This window comes from Rhodoferax sp. RT5P35, from assembly GCF_056521385.1.
In genome coordinates this window covers 144,535-161,221 of sequence record NZ_JBWMAX010000004.1, presented here as the reverse complement: position 1 = coordinate 161,221, position 16,687 = coordinate 144,535, and the positions used below count along the sequence as shown (strand labels likewise).

The 16,687-nt window shown below is 61.9% G+C and carries 20 protein-coding genes; 17 read left to right on the top strand and 3 right to left on the bottom strand.

Annotation, left to right across the window (positions count from 1 at the left end; all coding sequences use genetic code 11):
* The first annotated feature begins 1 nt into the window (after position 1).
* From AC097L_RS07410 to AC097L_RS07395, 4 genes are read left to right on the top strand one after another with little or no spacing between them, the layout of a single operon-like run.
* On the top strand, positions 2–322 hold the full coding sequence (locus AC097L_RS07410; RefSeq protein ID WP_479585622.1) for an NAD(P) transhydrogenase subunit alpha part 2: 321 nt from the start codon (positions 2–4) through the stop codon (positions 320–322).
* On the top strand, positions 319–1,755 hold the full coding sequence (locus AC097L_RS07405; RefSeq protein ID WP_479585621.1) for an NAD(P)(+) transhydrogenase (Re/Si-specific) subunit beta: 1,437 nt from the start codon (positions 319–321) through the stop codon (positions 1,753–1,755). The genes AC097L_RS07410 and AC097L_RS07405 overlap by 4 nt, the downstream gene beginning before the upstream one ends.
* Positions 1,752–3,428, top strand: coding sequence for a long-chain-fatty-acid--CoA ligase (locus tag AC097L_RS07400; protein WP_479585620.1), 1,677 nt, complete (start codon positions 1,752–1,754; stop codon positions 3,426–3,428). The genes AC097L_RS07405 and AC097L_RS07400 overlap by 4 nt, the downstream gene beginning before the upstream one ends.
* Complete coding sequence (locus AC097L_RS07395; RefSeq protein ID WP_479585619.1) at positions 3,425–4,171, top strand: 5'-methylthioadenosine/adenosylhomocysteine nucleosidase; 747 nt, start codon at positions 3,425–3,427, stop codon at positions 4,169–4,171. The genes AC097L_RS07400 and AC097L_RS07395 overlap by 4 nt, the downstream gene beginning before the upstream one ends.
* On the opposite strand, the gene corA is transcribed toward AC097L_RS07395, so the two are convergent.
* Positions 4,168–5,157, bottom strand: a complete 990-nt coding sequence (corA, locus tag AC097L_RS07390) for a magnesium/cobalt transporter CorA (RefSeq protein WP_295959168.1) — start codon at positions 5,155–5,157, stop codon at positions 4,168–4,170. The genes AC097L_RS07395 and corA overlap by 4 nt on opposite strands.
* Positions 5,158–5,462: 305 nt before the next feature.
* Between corA and hpf the strand changes: the two genes are divergently transcribed.
* From hpf to hprK, 3 genes are all read left to right on the top strand, one after another.
* A complete protein-coding gene (gene hpf, locus AC097L_RS07385; protein WP_479585618.1) occupies positions 5,463–5,792 on the top strand; it encodes a ribosome hibernation-promoting factor, HPF/YfiA family in 330 nt (109 codons plus the stop codon).
* Positions 5,793–5,895: 103 nt separating this feature from the next.
* A complete protein-coding gene (locus AC097L_RS07380; protein ID WP_479585617.1) occupies positions 5,896–6,363 on the top strand; it encodes a PTS sugar transporter subunit IIA in 468 nt (155 codons plus the stop codon).
* Between the two features lie 21 nt (positions 6,364–6,384).
* On the top strand, positions 6,385–7,335 hold the full coding sequence (hprK, locus tag AC097L_RS07375; RefSeq protein WP_479585616.1) for an HPr(Ser) kinase/phosphatase: 951 nt from the start codon (positions 6,385–6,387) through the stop codon (positions 7,333–7,335).
* A gap of 195 nt (positions 7,336–7,530) precedes the next feature.
* On the opposite strand, the gene fur is transcribed toward hprK, so the two are convergent.
* The gene (gene fur / locus AC097L_RS07370) at positions 7,531–7,947 is read right to left on the bottom strand and encodes a ferric iron uptake transcriptional regulator (RefSeq protein ID WP_479585615.1); all 417 of its coding nucleotides are present in this window, start codon (positions 7,945–7,947) and stop codon (positions 7,531–7,533) included.
* 93 nt (positions 7,948–8,040) lie between these two features.
* Here fur and AC097L_RS07365 point away from each other — a divergent pair, with 93 nt between their 5' ends.
* The 9 genes from AC097L_RS07365 to holA are packed head-to-tail and all read left to right on the top strand — an operon-like array spanning position 8,041 to position 15,494.
* Positions 8,041–8,592 (top strand): outer membrane protein assembly factor BamE, encoded by a 552-nt coding sequence (locus AC097L_RS07365; protein ID WP_479585614.1) that lies wholly within the window; start codon positions 8,041–8,043, stop codon positions 8,590–8,592.
* Between the two features lie 9 nt (positions 8,593–8,601).
* The gene (gene dapB / locus AC097L_RS07360) at positions 8,602–9,426 is read left to right on the top strand and encodes a 4-hydroxy-tetrahydrodipicolinate reductase (protein ID WP_479585613.1); all 825 of its coding nucleotides are present in this window, start codon (positions 8,602–8,604) and stop codon (positions 9,424–9,426) included.
* A gap of 3 nt (positions 9,427–9,429) precedes the next feature.
* The gene (locus AC097L_RS07355) at positions 9,430–10,068 is read left to right on the top strand and encodes a MotA/TolQ/ExbB proton channel family protein (protein WP_479585612.1); all 639 of its coding nucleotides are present in this window, start codon (positions 9,430–9,432) and stop codon (positions 10,066–10,068) included.
* 1 nt (position 10,069) lies between these two features.
* Positions 10,070–10,492, top strand: coding sequence for an ExbD/TolR family protein (locus tag AC097L_RS07350; RefSeq protein ID WP_479585611.1), 423 nt, complete (start codon positions 10,070–10,072; stop codon positions 10,490–10,492).
* A gap of 54 nt (positions 10,493–10,546) precedes the next feature.
* Entirely contained in the window at positions 10,547–10,792 is a 246-nt protein-coding gene (locus AC097L_RS07345) for an AbrB/MazE/SpoVT family DNA-binding domain-containing protein (protein WP_479585610.1), read from the top strand.
* Positions 10,792–11,208 (top strand): PIN domain-containing protein, encoded by a 417-nt coding sequence (locus AC097L_RS07340; RefSeq protein WP_479585609.1) that lies wholly within the window; start codon positions 10,792–10,794, stop codon positions 11,206–11,208. The genes AC097L_RS07345 and AC097L_RS07340 overlap by 1 nt, the downstream gene beginning before the upstream one ends.
* Positions 11,209–11,229: 21 nt before the next feature.
* The gene (leuS, locus tag AC097L_RS07335; protein ID WP_479585608.1) at positions 11,230–13,926 is read left to right on the top strand and encodes a leucine--tRNA ligase; all 2,697 of its coding nucleotides are present in this window, start codon (positions 11,230–11,232) and stop codon (positions 13,924–13,926) included.
* A complete protein-coding gene (locus tag AC097L_RS07330; RefSeq protein ID WP_479585607.1) occupies positions 13,926–14,432 on the top strand; it encodes an LPS-assembly lipoprotein LptE in 507 nt (168 codons plus the stop codon). Before leuS ends, AC097L_RS07330 begins: the two co-directional genes overlap by 1 nt.
* Positions 14,433–15,494: a DNA polymerase III subunit delta gene (gene holA, locus AC097L_RS07325; protein ID WP_479585606.1), complete on the top strand. Its 1,062-nt coding sequence runs from the start codon at positions 14,433–14,435 to the stop codon at positions 15,492–15,494.
* Here the strand turns inward: holA and AC097L_RS07320 are convergent.
* Positions 15,491–16,057 carry a Uma2 family endonuclease gene (locus AC097L_RS07320; RefSeq protein ID WP_479585605.1) on the bottom strand — a complete coding sequence of 189 codons (567 nt, stop codon included), beginning with the start codon at positions 16,055–16,057 and terminating at the stop codon, positions 15,491–15,493. The genes holA and AC097L_RS07320 overlap by 4 nt on opposite strands.
* A 145-nt stretch (positions 16,058–16,202) precedes the next feature.
* On the opposite strand from AC097L_RS07320, the gene AC097L_RS07315 reads away from it, so the two are divergent.
* Complete coding sequence (locus tag AC097L_RS07315; RefSeq protein WP_479585604.1) at positions 16,203–16,685, top strand: 2TM domain-containing protein; 483 nt, start codon at positions 16,203–16,205, stop codon at positions 16,683–16,685.
* The last annotated feature ends 2 nt before the right edge of the window (positions 16,686–16,687 follow it).

Here is a 16,687-nt window from a genome sequence, read left to right as displayed (position 1 = left end):
CATGGACATTCTTTCCCCCACGGTCACCAACCTGATCATCTTTGTGCTGGCCATCTACGTGGGTTACCACGTGGTCTGGACCGTCACGCCCGCACTGCATACGCCGCTGATGGCCGTCACCAACGCCATCTCGGCCATCGTCATCATCGGGGCCATGTTGGCCGCCGCTTTAACCGAAACCAGCCTGGGTAAAACCATGGGCGTGCTGGCCGTGGCGCTGGCCGCGGTGAATGTGTTCGGTGGCTTCATGGTCACCCGGCGCATGCTGGAGATGTTCAAGAAGAAAGAGAAAAAGACCCCCGCCAAGGAGGCCCTGAAATGAGTTTGAATTTAGTCACCCTGTTGTATTTGTTCGCCAGCGTCTGCTTCATCCAGGCGCTCAAGGGCTTGTCGCACCCCACCACCTCAATCCGAGGTAACTTTTTCGGCATGCTGGGTATGGGCGTGGCGGTGGTCACCACCATTGCGCTGATCTTTAAGCTGGCGGGCCAGATGGGGCAGAACGGCATGGAGGGCATGGCCTGGGTGCTGGGCGCGTTGCTGGTCGGCGGCAGTGTCGGCACGCTGATGGCCAAGCGGGTCGAGATGACCAAGATGCCCGAGCTGGTGGCCTTCATGCACAGCATGATCGGCTTGGCCGCGGTGTTCATCGCCGTGGCGGCTGTGGCAGAACCCTGGGCGTTTGCGATTGCCGCCAAGGGCAATTTGATCCCCGGTGGCAATCGCATTGAGTTGGCGCTGGGAGCCTTTATCGGCGCGGTCACGTTCAGCGGCTCGGTGATTGCGTTTGGCAAGCTCAGCGGCAAGTACAAGTTCCGCCTGTTCCAGGGCACGCCGGTGAGCTTTCCCGGCCAGCACAAGCTGAACCTGGTGCTGGGCCTGGCGGCGGTGTTCTTTGTGTTTGGCTTCTGGCATTCGCAAAGCTGGATGGACATGTGCCTGGTGATCGCCCTGGGTTTTGCCCTGGGTGTGCTGCTGATCATCCCGATTGGTGGGGCGGATATGCCGGTGGTGGTGTCCATGCTGAACAGCTATTCCGGCTGGGCGGCGGCGGGCATTGGCTTCAGCCTGAACAACAGCATGCTGATCATCGCCGGGTCGCTGGTGGGCTCTAGCGGTGCCATCCTGAGCTACATCATGTGCAAGGCCATGAACCGCTCGTTCTTCAACGTGATCGGCGGCGGTTTTGGGGGTGATGCCACGGCCGCAGCGGCGGGTTCTGCCGTGCAGCGCGCGGTCAAGAGCGGCAGCGCCGACGACGCAGCCTTCGTGCTGGGCAATGCCGAAACCGTGGTCATCGTGCCCGGCTACGGCCTGGCCGTGGCGCGGGCCCAGCACGCGGTGAAAGAGCTGGCGCAAAAGCTCACCGACAAGGGCATCATTGTCAAATACGCCATCCACCCGGTGGCCGGGCGCATGCCGGGCCACATGAACGTGCTGCTGGCCGAGGCCGAGGTGCCCTACGACCAGGTATTTGAAATGGAAGATATCAATGGCGAATTCGGCCAGGTCGATGTGGCCATCATCCTGGGCGCGAACGACGTGGTGAACCCCGCCGCGCACGTCAAGGGCAGCCCCATCTACGGCATGCCGATCCTAGAGGCCTACAAGGCCAAGACCATCATCGTCAACAAACGCAGCATGGCCGCCGGTTATGCTGGGCTGGACAACGAGCTGTTCTACATGGACAAGACCATGATGGTGTTCGGCGATGCCAAGAAAGTGGTTGAGGACATGGGAAAGGCCATTGAATGACCGAGCGCATCTGGCTCAGCAGCTACCCCCCGGGCGTGCCCGCCGACATTGACCCGACCCGCTACGCATCGCTACAGGCCTTGATCGAAGAGGCCTTTCAGAAGTATGCCGACCGCACCGCCTACAGTTTCATGGGCAAGGACCTGACTTATGGTGAAACCGACACCCTGAGCCGCCAGTTTGCCGCCTACCTGCAAAGCCTGGGCCTGGCCAAGGGCGACCGCGTGGCGGTGATGATGCCCAACGTGCCGCAGTACCCGGTTGCCGTGGCCGCCTTGCTGCGTGCCGGGCTGGTGCTGGTCAACGTGAACCCGCTGTACACCCCGCGCGAGCTGGAGCACCAGTTGAAAGACTCGGGGGCCAAGGCCATCGTGATTCTGGAGAACTTTGCCGCCACACTGCAGCAATGCCTGGGCAGTACCCCCATCAAACACGTCGTTCTGTGTGCCATGGGCGACCAGCTTGGGCTGCTCAAGGGCGCGCTGGTCAACTACGTGGTGCGCAAGGCCAAGAAGCTGGTGCCGCCCTTCCAGCTGCCCGGCGCGGTGCGCTTCAACACCGCGCTGGCGCAGGGCCGGCGCGGTGTGTTCACGCCAGTGCCGGTGCAGCCAGACGACATCGCCGTGCTGCAGTACACCGGCGGCACCACCGGCGTGTCCAAAGGGGCCGTGCTGCTACACCGCAACGTGATCGCCAACGTGCTGCAGTCCGAGGCCTGGAACCAACCGGTGATGGACAAGGTGCCCCAAGGAGAGCAGCCCACCAGCGTCTGCGCGCTGCCGCTGTACCACATCTTCGCGTTCACCGTGGGCATGATGCTGTGCATGCGCACCGGCGGCAAGCTGATCCTGATCCCCAATCCACGTGACCTGAAGGCGGTGCTCAAAGAGCTCTCAAAACACCGCATCCACAGCCTGCCTGCGGTCAACACCTTGTTTAACGGCCTGGCCAACCACCCCGACTTTAAAACCGTGGACTGGAGCCATCTGAAGGTGTCCATCGGCGGTGGCATGGCGGTACAGGCCGCCGTGGCCAAGCTGTGGCTGGAGAAGACCGGCTGCCCGATTTGCGAGGGTTACGGCCTGAGCGAAACCTCGCCTACCGCCAGCTGCAACCCGCCCACACGCAGCGACTACACCGGCACCATCGGCGTGCCGCTGCCCAGCACCTATTTCAAGCTGCTGGACGACGCGGGTGCCGAGGTGCCCATGGGCCAGCCTGGCGAAATTGCCATCAAGGGCCCGCAGGTGATGGCGGGCTACTGGCTGCGCCCGGATGAGACGGCCCAGGCCATGACAGCCGACGGCTATTTCAAAACCGGCGACATCGGCACCATGGACGCGCTGGGCTATTTCAAGATCGTGGACCGCAAGAAAGACATGGTGCTGGTCAGCGGCTTCAACGTCTACCCAAACGAGATCGAAGACGTGGTGGCCGCGATGGACGGGGTGTTGGAGTGCGCCTGTGTGGGCGTGCCTGACGAGAAAACTGGCGAAGCGGTGAAGTTAGTGATCGTCAAGAAAAACCCGGCCCTGACCGAAGAGCAGGTGCGCGCCTACTGCAAGGCCAACCTCACCGGCTACAAACAGCCCCGCGTGGTTGAATTTCGTGCCGAGCTGCCCAAAACCCCGGTGGGCAAAATCCTGCGCCGAGAGCTGCGCACTAAAGCATGACCCTGGCGATCTTGAGTGCCCTGGCCGAAGAGCAACAGGGCATCTTCGAGCAACTGGAGCAGCCCCGGCGCTTGCAGCACGCCGGGCGCAGCTTCGGCCTGGGCCTGTGGCACGGCCAGTCGGTGGTGCTGGCGCTGTCGCGTATTGGCAAGGTGGCGGCAGCCACTACGGCCACGGCCTTGATTGAGAAGTTTGGGGCTAGCCGCATCGTGTTCACCGGCGTGGCCGGTGGGCTGGGCGAGGGGGTGCAAGTGGGCGACGTGGTGGTGGCAGCCGACTTCCTGCAGCACGACATGAACGCCGCGCCGCTGTTCCCGTCGTATGAGGTGCCCTTGTACGGCCAGACACGCTTTCGCTGCGATGAAAAGCTGACTACTACACTTTTGATAGCTACTCGCGCAAGTGAAATATGCGCGGGAGGCCGATTTGGCTTAAATCCTGAGCCGCCCCGCATCCACCATGGCTTGGTCGCCAGCGGCGACCGTTTTGTGTCTGCCGCCAGCGAAGTGCAGGCATTGCGAACCGCCTTGCGTGCCCATGGCCATGAGGCTTTGGCCGTGGAAATGGAGGGTGCCGCCGTGGCCCAGGTGTGCCATGACTACGGCGTACCCTTCGCCGCCATGCGCAGCATCTCCGACCGGGCCGACGACACCGCGCACGTTGATTTCCCCGAGTTCATCCGCACCGTGGCCAGCCGCTACGCGCAGACGATTCTGGCGGAATTCATGCAGCGCCTGGGCTAAGTCAACCAGCCCCGTTTGTAGAAGTACCACATTGGTACTAAAGCGCTGGCCACCATCACGCTGACGGTGTATGGGTAGCCAAAGCCGCCCAGAAACTCCAGCTCGGGGAATTTCAGGTTCATGCCGTAGACGCTGGCCACCAGGGTGGGTGGCAGCAAGGCCACGCTGGCCACCGAGAAGATCTTGATGATCTTGTTCTGGTTGATGTTGATGAAACCTACGGTCGCGTCCATCAAAAAGTTGATCTTGTCGAACAAAAACGCCGTGTGCGAGTCCAGCGAATCGATGTCGCGGTGGATCTGCCGGGCTTCTTCGAACTGCTCGGCGTTGAGCATCTTGCTGCGCATCATGAAACTCAGGGCGCGGCGGGTGTCCATCATGTTGCGGCGGATGCGGCCGTTCAAATCCTCGTGGCGGGCGATGGAGCCCAGCACTTCTCCGGCCAGCGCGTCGGTCATGTTGCCCGCCAGCACCCGGCGGCTGACTTTTTCCAGGTCCACGTAGATGTCCTCCAGCGTGTCGGCGGAGTATTCGGCATCGGCATCGAAAAGTTTGAGTAAAACTTCCTTGGCATCTTCGATCAGCCCCGGTGCCCGGCGCGCGCGCATGCGCAGCAGGCGGAACACCGGCACGTCTTCGTCGTGGATGGAGAACAGCACGCCCCGGCTTTTGAGTTCGGCGTTGTGCTGGTTCAAGATGAAGGCGACGCGCACGGTGCGCGGGTCGGACTCGTCGGCCACCAAAAAGTCGCTGCGAATGTGCAACTCGCCGTTGTCCTCTTCGTAAAAACGGGCGGATTCTTCGATGTCTTCGTCCATCGCGTCTTCGGGGATGGACAGGCCGTAATACTGTTTGATCCAGCGCTTTTCTTCCAGCGTGGGGGATTCCAGATCCACCCAGATCGGCTGGAAGCGGGACAGCTCTTCCAGCGACTCGATCTCCTCTTGGAACAACCGGCCGTTGGCGAGCGAAAAAATATTGAGCATGGGGCACTCCCTGGAAAAAATGGGCTGGGACGGGGGCTGGGGCTAGGCTTTCAGCCCCCGTGCGGCGCAGGGAGGTGAAAGCTAGCGACTAGGGGCGCTTTCCATGGAGGTTTCTCGGATGTAACAGACGTACGAATTATGGCACCCCCGCTCCCGATCTATACAGGTGGGGCTCAGGGGTTTGACCGTTAGTTACATGGGGTAACACCCAGTCTAAATGCCCGCCAAAGGGTTGCGCTCAGGGCGTATCGGGCGCATAGTTAAATTGCTTTCAACGGTGAAAGTAATGCCTTAGGAGGAACTACATGAACTTGACGATCAGCGGACACCATCTGGATGTGACCCCCGCCTTGCGTACCTATGTGACCACCAAACTGGACCGAATAACCCGCCATTTCGACCAGTTGGTAGACGTCAAGGTGCTACTGACGATTGAAAAGCAAAAGGAAAAGCAAGGCCGACAACGCGCCGAATGCAACATCCATGTCAAAGGCAATGACCTGTTCGCCGAAAGTTCCCACGCAGACCTGTACGCTGCCGTAGACGAGCTAGTTGACAAGCTGGACCGCCAGGTGGTCCGCCACAAAGACCGGGTGCAAGACCACCACCATGAAGCGCCCAAGCGCCTGATGTAAGCCCCGCGCTACAGCGCCGACTGCAAAAGCCGCCTGCACTACCGGGCGGCTTTTTTGTTGGGGTAAGCCTACAGCCTAGCGCACGTGCATAATTCGCCTCTCTATGAACCGCCTCGCCTCCATCCTGCCCTCCGCTCAAGTGCTCGTGAGCGTCGATGCGTCCAGCAAAAAACGTGCTTTTGAAGAAGCCGGTTTGCTGTTTGAAAACCTGCATGGCCTGAGCCGGGCCCTCATTACCGACAGCCTGTTCGCCCGCGAACGCCTGGGCTCTACCGGCCTGGGGCACGGGGTGGCGATTCCGCATGGCCGCATCAAGGGCCTGAAAGCGCCCATGGCCGCGGTCGTGCAATTGGCCCAGCCGATCGGCTTTGATGCGCCGGATGAGCTGGCCGTGAGCCTGCTGATCTTTTTGCTGGTGCCCGAGGCGGCGACCCAAAAGCACCTGGAAATCTTGTCGGAAATAGCCGAACTGCTCAGCGACGCACCGTTGCGCGAAAAAATCAAAACAGCGGCCGATGCCGAGGCCTTGCACGGCCTGATCTGCGGCTGGCAGTCGGCGCAAGCTGCCTGATTCTTCAGAGTCCAGGCCGTTTTGAAACCCACCGTCGTCAGTGCCGACGTTCTGTTTGAGGCCTTCCGCTCCCTGCTGCGCTGGGAGTGGGTAGCAGGCCTGGGCGCCTCCGAGCGGCGTTTTGACGAAGTAGCGGTGCGGGCCGCCCGCTCGGGTGCCGACCTGGTCGGTTACCTCAATTACATCCACCCCTACCGTGTGCAGATCATGGGTGAGCGCGAAATCGCCTACCTGACCAGTGCCACTGCCGAAGACTGCGCCCGCCGCATCGCCCGCATCGTTACGCTGGAGCCGCCGGTGCTGATCATGGCCGACGGCCAGACGGCCCCTGACGCGCTGTTGTCGATGTGCGAACGGGCGCAGATCCCGATGTTTGCCACGCAGGATTCGTCGGCCTTTGTGATCGATGTGCTGCGCGCCTACCTGTCCAAGCATTTTGCCGACCGCACCTCGATGCACGGCGTGTTCATGGATATTTTGGGCCTGGGCGTGATGATTACCGGCGAATCCGGCCTGGGCAAAAGCGAGCTGGGCCTGGAGTTGATCTCGCGTGGCAACGGCCTGGTAGCCGACGACGCGGTGGACCTGTACCGCATCAACCAGACCACCATCGAAGGCCGCTGCCCCGAGCTGCTGCAAAACCTGCTGGAAGTGCGTGGCATCGGCCTGCTGGACATCCGCGGCATCTTTGGCGAAACCGCCGTGCGGCGCAAGATGCGCTTGAAGCTCATCGTGCACCTGGTGCGCAAGGAAACCATGGAGCGCGAGTACGAGCGCCTGCCCTACGAGCCGCTGACCCAGGACGTGCTGGGCGTGGCGGTGCGCAAAGTGATCATCCAGGTGGTGGCCGGCCGCAACATCGCCGTGCTGGTCGAAGCTGCCGTGCGCAACACGATTCTGCAATTGCGCGGCATCGACACCTACCAAGAATTTGTCGAACGCCACCGCAAGGCCATGGAAGCCGCTGAATAGGGCACACCCCCAGGCTGCAGTGCTTCGCATCTTTCGCCAACACCCTTGCAGGGGGCGATACCAGTGGCCCGGCGGAGCCGGTTCCACGGTATCCCTGGAAGCTGTTTTTTTACGCTGGGGTTAAGCTATTTAGGCTGTCGGCGCTTATTCCATCTGCGTTGGAAGCTATCTAATGAATAGCGCCCTGCGGAGTACTTATTTTGCGGTGCAGTCAGCGCACAGCCCGTAGAGAGACATCGCGTGGTCGTGCACCGTCCAGCCCATGTGCTTGGCGACGATCTGCTGGCGCTGCTCGATCTCGGCATCAAAGAACTCTTCCACCTTGCCGCAGGAGGTGCAGACAAAGTGGTCGTGGTGGCGGCCTTCGTTCAGCTCGTACACCGACTTGCCCGATTCAAAATGGCTGCGCGACAAAATGCCCGCCTGCTCAAACTGTGTCAGCACCCGGTATACCGTTGCCAGGCCGATGTCAGAGTGCTCCAGCAGCAGTACCCGGAACACGTCTTCCGCCGTCATGTGGCGCAGTTCGCCGGTCTGGAAAATCTCCAGGATTTTCAGGCGGGGCAGGGTGGCTTTCAGGCCGGTATTTTTGAGTTCGTCGATATTGGCCATGGCGGCAGGTCTTTCAGGTACAGGCGGATGGCTAGCAGGGCTGCTAAGGGCTGCCGCTACAATTGTGGGATCATATCGCTTGAGTCTCCACCTATGTTTGAACCCTCTTTGCGCGGCACTCTGACCGCCCTGGCCCTGGTGGCCTGCGCGGCTCTTGGGGCCTGCAGCAGCATTGACAACCGCACGCGCAATTTCATGGGTTCGCTGGCCCCGTACAAGATGGAAGTGGTGCAAGGCAACTTCGTCTCCAAAGAGCAGGTGGACGCACTCAAGCCCGGCATGGCCCGCGAGCAAGTGAAGGACATTCTGGGCACGTCGCTGCTGCAAGACGTGTTCCACGCCGACCGTTGGGACTACGTTTTCACCATGCGCCGCCAGGGCACCGAGCCGCAAGCGCGCAAGTTCACCGTGTACTTCAAAGCTGACGTGATGGACCGCGTTGAAGGCGACACCATGCCCAGCGAAAGCGAATTCGTCGGCCTGCTGGCCAAGTCCCACCCCGTCAAATCCGTGCCCCTGCTGGAAGCCAGCGAAGACCGCATGAAGTCGTTTGCCGCCCCAGTGGCCCCGGCTGCCACAGCAGCGGCCGCTGCGGCAGTGCCAGTGGCTGCGTATCCCCCGCTTGAAGCCCCGTCGACCCCCTAAGTGACGGCGATGACAAATACCTCTTCTCCTCTGCCGCACGCGGTTGCCGTAGCCGGTGCATCGGGCCGCATGGGCCACATGCTGATCGAAGCTATCCGCAGTGCCGACGACTGCGTGCTGGCCGGTGCGCTGGACATTGCCAGCAGCCCGCAGATCGGTGCCGATGCTGCCGCCTTCCTGGGCCACAACACCGGGGTCGCCATCACCGCCGATTTGCACGAGGGCCTTCAAGCCGCCCGCGTGCTGATCGACTTCACCCGCCCCGAAGGCACGCTGGCGCACCTGCGCATGTGCCGGAGCCTGGGTGTGAACGCGGTGGTCGGCACGACCGGCTTCAGCGATGACCAGAAGACCGAGATCGCCGAAATCGCCCAACACATCGCCATCATGATGGCCCCCAACATGAGCGTGGGCGTGAACGTCACCCTCAAGCTGCTGGAGATGGCCGCCAAAGCCCTGTCCACCGGTTACGACATCGAAATTGTCGAAGCCCACCACCGCCACAAGATCGACGCGCCCTCGGGCACCGCGCTGAAAATGGGCGAAGTGATCGCCGAGGCCATGGGCCGCGACCTGAAGGAATGCGCTGTCTACGAGCGCTACGGCATCACCGGTGAACGCGACCCGTCCAGCATTGGCTTTGCCACCATCCGCGGTGGCGACATCGTGGGCGACCACACGGTGCTGTTCGCAGGCACCGGCGAGCGCATCGAGATCAGCCACAAATCGTCCAGTCGCGCCACTTATGCCCAGGGCAGCCTGCGCGCCGTGCGCTTTCTGGCCAACAAACGCACAGGTCTGTTCGATATGTTCGACGTTCTCGGGCTCAAGTAGTCCATGGACCTGCAGCAGGTGCTGACCCAGGGCGACTTCGTCAGCCGTGCGGTGGCGCTGGTGTTGCTGGCCATGTCGGTGGGCAGCTGGGCGGTGATTGTCTGGAAGGGCTGGATGCTGCGCCGCGCCCGCACCGACGTGGCCCGCAGCGTGGCCGCTTTCTGGCAGGCGTCTACGGTGGCCGAAGCGCAACAGCGTTTGGTGTCTTTTGACCCTCTGGCGCTTGTTTTACCTTTGGTTTTAGCTACAAAAATAGAAGCAACCGGCACCTTGGCTGCGGCGGGCAACCGTTCCCAGCAGCTCACCCGTATGCTGCGCAACGCCTTGCACGCCGTGCTGCACAAGCTGCAGTTTGGCCAAGTGCTGCTGGCTACCGTCGGCTCCACCGCGCCATTTGTGGGTTTGTTGGGCACCGTATGGGGCATCTACCACGCGCTGGGCGCGATTGCGCTGGCGGGCCAGATGAGCATCGACAAAGTGGCTGGCCCGGTGGGCGAGTCGCTGGTGATGACCGCCGCAGGCCTGGCCGTGGCCATCCCCGCCGTGCTGGCCTACAACGTCTATGGCCGCCTGATCGGCAGCATCGAAGCCGACCTGGAAGGCTTTGCCCGCGACCTGCGCGAACTGTTGTCGGTTCATTAGCATGGCCTTCGGTCGCCTCGAACGCACCAAGGCTTCCGAGCCCATGAGCGATATCAATATGACCCCGCTGGTCGATGTCATGCTGGTGCTGGTGGTGATCTTCATCCTGACCGCGCCGCTCCTGTCCAGCTCCATCCAGCTGGATCTGCCCAAGACCGATGCCGCTAAGTCCCAAAGCGCACCGCAGTTCGTCACCCTGGTGGTGGACAAAGCCGGGCACACCTTCCTGAACGACCAACCGGTGACGGCGGCCGAACTGGCCACCCAGCTCGCCCTGGCCGCCGACCAAAACCCCGACACCGAGGTGCAATTGCGCGCCGACACCACCGTGCCCTATGGCCGCGTGGTCGAGGTGATGGGCGTGGCGCAGAAGGCCGGGCTGAACAAGATCGGCTTTGTGGCCCAGCCGACTACGTTACCTTAAAACGGTATTTTTTGGATATACTTGTAATTATGTATATCCATCCGGAGATCTGCCATGCAAGTCGCAAAATGGGGCAATAGCCTGGGTGTACGTTTGCCCGTGGCGCTGGTGCAGGAGCTAGGTATCAGCGACGGCGACGAGGTGCAGTTGCGTGCGGCAACCCCAGCAGGTAGCGGCTCGCCCACCGTGGCTGTGCAGCGCCAACCCAGCAAACTCGAACGCCTGCAATCCATGCGCCGCCATCGCGCGCCCTGGCCTGCCAACTTTGTGTTTGATCGCGATGAGGCCAATACCCGGTGATGGCGTTTCTCGATACCAACGTGTTGATTTACTGGGTGGATGCCGGGCCGCGCGCCGACACGGTAGAGCAACTGCTGGCCGCAGACTGCGCCATCAGCGTGCAGGTGTTGAACGAATTTGCCAACGTGCTCCTGAAAAAACGCAAGATGCCGTTGGCAGATGTGCAGGAACTGAGCGACACCCTGGTGGACGTTTGCACGGTATTTGATCTGGGCTTGCGCACCCACCAGGCCGCTTTGGCGCTGATGGGCCGCTACAGCCTGTCGCTTTATGATGCCAATATCGTTGCGGCGGCTGGGCTGTCTGGCAGTGCTGTGCTGTACAGCGAAGACATGCAAGACGGCCTCAATGTCAAAATGCCTTCCATGGCCGGGGGCGCGACGCTCTCCATCCGCAACCCTTTCCGCAACGCCTAAGGCGTGCATTCGAATTGTCCCATGCTCGAAAAATACAACCATCTCGAAATCGAAGCCGCCGCCCAAACCCATTGGACCGCCGCCGATGCCTACCGCGTCACCGAAAACTCGCGTGACGCGCGGGGTAACCTGAAGAAGAAGTTCTACGCCTGCTCCATGCTGCCCTACCCCAGCGGCAAGCTGCACATGGGCCACGTGCGCAACTACACCATCAACGACATGCTGGCGCGCCAGTTGCGCATGCAGGGCTACAACGTGCTGATGCCCATGGGCTGGGATGCGTTTGGCCTGCCCGCAGAAAATGCCGCTTTAAAAAACGGCGTGCCACCCGCGCAGTGGACCTTCGACAACATCGCTTACATGAAGCAGCAGATGCAGGCCATGGGCCTGGCCATCGACTGGAGCCGTGAAGTCGCCACCTGCACGCCCGAATACTACAAGTGGAATCAGTGGCTGTTTTTAAAGATGCTGGACAAGGGCATCGCTTACCGCAAGACCCAGGTCGTCAACTGGGACCCGGTGGACATGACCGTGCTGGCCAACGAGCAGGTGATCGACGGCAAGGGTTGGCGCACCGGCGCGGTGGTCGAAAAGCGCGAAATCCCCGGCTATTACCTGAAGATCACCGACTACGCCGAAGAGCTGTTGGGCCAGGTGAAAGATGACTTGCCGGGCTGGCCCGAGCGCGTCAAGCTGATGCAGGAGAACTGGATCGGCAAGAGCGAGGGCGTGCGCTTTGCGTTCCCGCACACCATCAAAAATGCCCAGGGCCAGCTGATTGATGGCGGCAAGATGTATGTCTTCACCACCCGTGCCGACACCATCATGGGCGTGACCTTTTGCGCCGTGGCCCCCGAGCACCCGCTGGCCACGCATGCCGCACAAACCAACCCCCAACTGGCCTCCTTTATAGAAGCCTGCAAACAGGGCGGCACCACCGAGGCCGAGCTGGCGGTGCGCGAAAAAGAAGGCATGCCCACCGGCCTGCAGGTCATCCACCCGCTGAACGGCCACAAGATCGACGTGTGGGTGGGCAACTACGTGCTGATGGGCTATGGCGACGGCGCGGTGATGGGCGTACCGGCCCACGACGAGCGCGACTTTGCCTTCGCCCTGAAATACGACATGCCCATTGTGCAGGTGGTGCATGTAGACCACCTGCACTACGACTACCACCACTGGAACGACTGGTACGGCGACAAACAGCGTGGCGTGACCATCAATTCCGACAGCTTCAGCGGCCTGGCTTTTCAGGAGGCGGTGAACGCAGTGGCCCACGCGCTGCAGGTCAAGGGCCTGGGCGAGAAAAAGACCACCTGGCGCCTGCGCGACTGGGGCGTGAGCCGCCAGCGCTACTGGGGCACGCCCATCCCCATCATCCACTGCGAAGAGCATGGCGCAGTGCCGGTGCCCGAGAAGGATTTGCCCGTGGTGCTGCCGCAAGACTGCATCCCCGACGGCTCGGGCAACCCGCTGCACAAGCACGAAGGCTTCCACGCCGCGAGTCCTGGAAGCGACAAGCGTGTCGCCTGCCCGGTCTGCGGCAAGCCCGCCCGGCGCGAAACCGACACCATGGACACTTTTGTCGATTCCAGCTGGTACTTCATGCGCTACTGCGACCCGCACAAGACCGACGGTATGGTGGGCGAGGGCGCAAATTACTGGATGCCGATGGACCAGTACATCGGCGGCATCGAACACGCCATCCTGCACCTGCTGTACGCCCGCTTCTGGACCAAGGTGATGCGTGACCTGGACCTGGTGCAATGCGACGAGCCGTTCAGTAAGCTGCTGACCCAGGGCATGGTGCTCAACGGCGCGTTCTCGCACAAGCCTGCGGGCGGCGGCGTGCAGTACCACTGGGAAAGCGAAGTCGATGTGGCCCGTAACGAGCGCGACCAGATCGTCGGCGGCACCCTCAAGACCGACGGCACGGTGCTGAACTACGAGCTCACGACCATGAGCAAGAGCAAGAGCAACGGTGTCGATCCGCAAGATTTGATCGAAAAATACGGTGCCGACACCGCCCGCCTGTACACCATGTTCACCGCGCCGCCCGAGGCCACGCTGGAGTGGAACGACGCGTCGGTCGAAGGCAGCTACCGCTTCCTGCGCCGGGTGTGGAATTTTGGTGTCAAGCTGGCTGCTACAGATTTCGCAGCTGCCCATGCAAGCGCTATAAGCGCTAGCAGCCTAAAAGATGTTGAATTTGGCAAAGAGGCCAAGGCCTTGCGCCATGAAGTCCACACCGTGCTCAAACAGGTGGACTACGACTACCAGCGCATGCAGTACAACACCGTGGTGTCCGGCGGCATGAAGCTGTTGAATGCATTGGAAGACTTCAAGGCGCTGGACACGCCGGGCGCGCAAGTGGCGCTGATCGAAAGTTTTGGCATCCTGCTGCGCTGCCTGTACCCGGCCACGCCGCACATCACCCACGCGCTGTGGACCGAGCTGGGCTACGCCGACCGCTTTGGCGACCTGCTGGACGCGCCCTGGCCGGTGGTCGACCCGCTGGCCTTGGTGCAGGACGAGATCGAACTGATGCTGCAAGTCAACGGCAAGCTGCGTGGCTCCATTCGGGTGCCCGCTGCCGCCAGCAAGGCCGACATTGAAGCTGCTGCATTGGCCTGCGATGCCTTTACCAAAGCTGCTGCGGGCGCTGCCCCTAAAAAGATCATTGTGGTGCCTGGGCGCCTGGTGAACCTGGTTCTGTGATGTTGCGCCGCACTTTCCTCCTCTGCGTGCCCACCGCATCCGCCCTGGGCTTGAGCGCCTGCGGTTTTGCCTTGCGCCAGGCCCCTACTTACCCGTTCTCTACCATCTTCGTGCGCGTGGCCGAAGCCTCGTCGCTGGGCAACGAGCTCAAGCGCAACCTGGCAGCAGGCGGCAAGCTGGAGGTGGTGACCGATCCTAAACGCCTGGACAGCGTCGAAGTGGTGCTGGAAATCATCACCGACCAGCGTGAAAAAAGCGTGGCCTCGCTCACTTCAGCAGGCCAGGTGCGCGAATTCCAACTGCGCTCGCGGGTCAGATTCCGCCTGCGCACGCCGCAGGGCAAAGAGCTGATTGCCGACACCGAAATTCTGCAGCAGCGCGACATCAGCTACACCGAAACCCAGGCCCTGTCCAAAGAAGCCGAAGAGCAACTGCTGTACCGCAACATGCAGACCGACATCGTGCAGCAAATCATGCGGCGCATCGCGTCGGTTCAAGAACTGTAGATGCAACTCGCCCCCGGTCAGCTCGCCGCGCAGCTCTTCAAAGGCCTGCGCTCGCTCTACACCTTGCACGGCGACGAGCCGCTGCTGGTACAGGAGGCGCTGGATGCCATCCGCGCTACCGCCCGCGGCCAGGGTTTTACCGAGCGCACGGTGCACGTGGCGGCGGGGGCGCATTTCGACTGGAGTGAGGTGCTGGCGGCCGGCGGCTCGCTCAGCCTGTTTGCCGACAAGCAAATTCTGGAAGTGCGCATCCCCTCCGGCAAGCCCGGCAAAGACGGCAGCACGGCTTTGCAGCACCTGGCCCAGCAGGCCGAAGGCAATACCGACACACTGACCCTGGTGGTACTGCCCCGGCTTGACAAGGTGGCCAAATCCGCCGCCTGGTTTGTGGCGCTGGAAAAGTTTGGCACCACTGTCCAGGTCGAACCAGTGGAGCGCGGCGTGCTGCCGCAGTGGATCGCCCAGCGCCTGCAAGCCCAGGGCCAACGGGTGCAGGCCGGGGTCGAGGGCCAGCAAACCCTGCAATTTTTTGCCGACCGGGTCGAAGGCAACCTGCTGGCCGCGCACCAGGAGATCCAGAAGCTGGCCCTGCTGTACCCGGTGGGCGAGCTGCAGTGGGCGCAGGTCGAATCCGCCGTGCTGAATGTGGCCCGCTACGACGTTTTCAAGCTGTCCGAGGCCGTGCTGGGCGGCCAGCGCCTGCGGGTGCAGCGCATGCTTGACGGGCTGCAGGCCGAGGGCGAGGCCGAGGTGCTGGTGCATTGGGCGCTGGCCGAAGACATCCGCGCCCTGCAGCGCGTCAAAACCGCCATGGATGCCGGCAAGCCCTTGCCCATGGCGCTGCGCGAAAACCGCGTCTGGGGGGCCAAGGAGCGTCTGTTTGAACGCGTGCTGCCCCGCATGCCCAGCCCGTTGATCGCCCAACTGCTGCAGTCGGCCCACTTGGTGGACGGCATCGTCAAAGGTTTGAAGCAACCCGACTGGCCCGCCGACCCCTGGCAGGCCCTGCACCGGCTGGCGGGCATGTTGTGTGCGGCGTGTGTTGTGCCGGTGTCTCGTTAAACCGTTTTAGAAAAGTCCACGCCTTTGTACAGCTCGCGCACCGGAATGCTGAGCTCCAGGCAGTCCAGCACCAGGGTGTCGTCCTCCCCCAGCACGGTCAGACCCCAGTGGCGCAGGTTGACGCGTTTATAGACTTCGATCACAGGCTTGTCCTGGGCCAGCAGCAGGTATTCGCGCAGGCTGGGCAGCTTTTGGTAGGCCTGCCATTTCTCGCGCCGGTCGGTGAGCTGGGTGCTGGGCGACAGCACTTCGGCTACCAGGCAGGGGCTGGTTTTGACGTAGTCGTCGTTGTCGCGCGGGTCGCAGACCAGCATCACGTCAGGGTAGTAAAAAAGGTTGCCGCCGTCGAGGCGCAGCTTCATGTCGCTGATAAACGGCTGGCAGTCTGCAGTTTGGGCGTCAAGCATGCGGGCGTACAGACCACCGGCGATACGGTTGTGGTTAGCGCTGCCACCCGCCATGGCATAAATCGCGCCGTGCAAAAACTCGTGCCGCACTGTGGCCTGCAGCTCGGCAGCCAGATATTCGTCTTCTGTCAGAGGTTTGAGCAGAGCGTGTGACATAGACGGACTATAAGCCGTCACAGTGTCAGTGTGGCGTGTTCATGTCCCATGTCCGTCCCGTGTCGCCCCCTTGTCGTGCCGCTGGCGTGGTTTTTTCCAACAAGGTGGGCCACAGTCGCTCCACCGTCGTCATAGGATTTTTCACATGTTGATTCAGAAGCTTCGTCTCCAGCACGGATGGTCGCAGGAACAACTGGCGCAGGCCAGTGGATTGAGTGCGCGCACCATCCAGCGCATCGAGTCAGGTAGTGTGCCCAGCACGGAGTCGCTCAAGTCCTTGGCGGTGGTCTTCAACGTAGATTTTTTAACCCTCAAACCGGAGCCCGCTATGCCCGACACCCCTTTCCCTCCCGTCAACACGGCCGAACGCCAAGAGGCCGAGGCATTTCGTTACGTACGCAAGCTCGCGGGTTTTTACCGCCACCTGCTGACGTACGTACTGGTGCTGGCACTGCTGGTGGGGGTAAATTTAGTGGCCTCGCCGACCCGGCTCTGGGTGCACTGGGTGGCCCTCGGCTGGGGATTGGGTGTGCTGAGCCATGCGGGGCGGATTTTCTGGCCGAACGCGTTTTTGGGTGCGCGATGGGAAAAGGCCCAGGTGGAAAAACGGCTGGGCAGACCGCTCTAGGA